The 2,204-nt window shown below is 51.9% G+C and carries 2 protein-coding genes; one reads left to right on the top strand and one right to left on the bottom strand.

What is annotated here, in order from left to right; translation table 11 throughout:
- Positions 1 to 53 precede the first annotated feature (53 nt).
- Positions 54 to 473: a DUF1841 family protein gene (locus FHW66_RS20665; protein ID WP_183381710.1), complete on the bottom strand. Its 420-nt coding sequence runs from the start codon at positions 471 to 473 to the stop codon at positions 54 to 56.
- Between the two features lie 591 nt (positions 474 to 1,064).
- Here FHW66_RS20665 and FHW66_RS20660 point away from each other — a divergent pair.
- Positions 1,065 to 2,204 (top strand): ESPR domain-containing protein (locus tag FHW66_RS20660; protein ID WP_221202698.1); only part of this gene is annotated, 1,140 nt, incomplete at its 3' end.

Raw genomic sequence — 2,204 nt, 5'->3', positions numbered from 1 at the left:
GGCACCGTTAAAGCGGTAGTCAGTCACTGCTTTTTTGTTGATCGCTGGCACGCTCAGCGTCGACGGATATTCTCAACGTAAGCCGCGCCATCGGGCGGGAAACCACTGCGTTGTGAGTTCCACAGCATTTCGCCGAGGCACTCCATGATTTCATGGTGTGCCTCGTGCTCCGATCCCTTACGGTGGGCGAGAGCCTCGAATGCCTTGCGAATACCCGGAGGCTGGTCAATGGAAATTTGCTCGCTGATGGACAAATGCATCGACAAATGCAGGAAGGGGTTGTGACCTTGCTCCACCGAGTAGTCGGCGGCCAACGCTTTGTCAATATCGCTCAAAGCATTGTCATACTCGGGATGCTGCATAATCCAGTCGCGCGCAATGGCTTCCAGCGGTGTGACAATCTGGTTTTCACGATGCTTGCGAAAGGCTTCGCAAAAGAAGCGGCGTACATCGTCCTGTGAGGGGTTGAACATTGCAGTAATACTCGGTGTGAAACCGCTATTGTACGTGCTCTCGGGCGATTCGGCTGGCGCACTCGTGGTATCCGCTTTGCGTCGGATGCCCTTTGCAGAGACCGGTAACGACGGTGTGCATTCTCTCAGTAATACACAATGCAATTTGCGCTGTCGCGTAGTTCATCCAAGGCAACGTTGATCCTGCTGGCTTCCTTTTTTCTGCATGCTCTTTCTGGCATGTCTGCCTACGACTGCTAATTGTTATTCACAAACCGTGTAGTTACTTCTCAACGCTTGGTGCTAGAGGGCCTGTAGCCTTGCATGAGCGGGTCTGAAATATTTTCAGACTGGTCCCATTTCTCTTGGTAGGTTTTGGTGACATCATTCGTTTGTCCCAATTCATCTACATCTTACTGATATTTTATTGTTTTTTTGCAATCTCGGACGTGAAGCCCGCTGTGTAATTTGCAGCACAGTTGTTCGATATTCACGTCGTCTCCGGCTTATCAGCGCTGTTGCTGCCGGTTAAACCATCTACCTCTTTGCTTATTTTGCTTGCAGTCCGGGCTGCCTCTGCACGCCCATTGTTTTCGTAAAGCTGCAGCGCAGGTGGTGATCAGCGATTCGGCTATTTCGCTTTTCCCCAAGTTCGTGATCCGCGAATTGTTGTTCATGCCGGATTACTTTTTTCTCTTCTTTGTAATCGAAATTATGAATAAAAACTTCTATCGGATTGTTTGGAATCGCACTTTGGGAATGTTTCAGGTTGCTTCTGAAATGGCGCGCACAGAGGGCAAGCCATCGAGCACCGGCGTGACCTGTGCTGTTGCTCCTGCACGCCCACACTCTGGCTTTGTCGGCCGCTTGGCATTACTTGCAAGTGCTGTCTTGATGGCCTGGGGTGGGCTTGCATCCGTTGCTGCCGCTCAGACCATTAATAGCATTTCAATTTATGGTGTTAACGGCCAAAAGGGGATCAATGGGGTCGATGGGAAAGACGGAGACTGGTCGATCGTGAGGATGTTCGCGCCTAATGATCCTGAGAACGGAGGCGATGCTACAAACGCTACATCGGGGACAAGCGGTGCTGTGGGTATATTGCTTCGCTCGAGCCAGACCTACATAAATAATGGGTCAATAACGGGGGGGGATGGCGGTGACGGCGGTGCAGGCGGACGGGGTGGAAAGGGTGGCTCTTGGGGGGACCAGTCCTACCTGAGCGCGAAGGGGCACGCATCTGGCGGTAATGGTAGTAACGGTGGCAGCGGAGGTAATGGCGCAAATGCGGTGGAGATCACTGGCACTTCTGTGACGCTGATTAATACCAAAAATATCGTCGGTGGATCCGGTGGCAAGGCGGGCACTGCAGGAGTAGGTGGTGAAGGCGGGGGTAACCACGGTGAAAATTGGGGAGAAGAGGGCAGTGACGGCGTTGCGGGTACGAATGGCCTGGGCGGCTATGGCATTTACGTCAATAACGTCAACAGCGATATCATCAATTCCGGCATTATTTCTGCAGGAGCCGACGGAGATGGTGCCATCAGACGTGCCAGTATCATGTACAGCAGTGGCGCCAATAATGCTCGTCTTGAGCTACAAAGGGGTAGTGATATCAGAGGGGTTGTCGACGCCAGACTATCAACCGGTACAAAGGTTCTTGCTCTTGGTGCCGGTGATGGGAATTATCAGGGAAGTTTCGATGTCACCCAAATCAACAATAAATATCTTGGCTTCAATGCCTTCAGCAAG

Origin of the sequence: Herbaspirillum sp. Sphag64 (assembly GCF_014192645.1) — a bacterium.
GTDB lineage: Bacteria > Pseudomonadota > Gammaproteobacteria > Burkholderiales > Burkholderiaceae_D > Herbaspirillum.
This window is presented reverse-complemented; position numbering and strand designations above follow the sequence as displayed.

Coding starts and splice junctions, on each gene's coding strand:
- FHW66_RS20665 (WP_183381710.1), bottom strand. CDS start 473: ATGTTCAACCCCTCACAGGACGATGTACGCCGCTTCTTTTGCGAAGCC.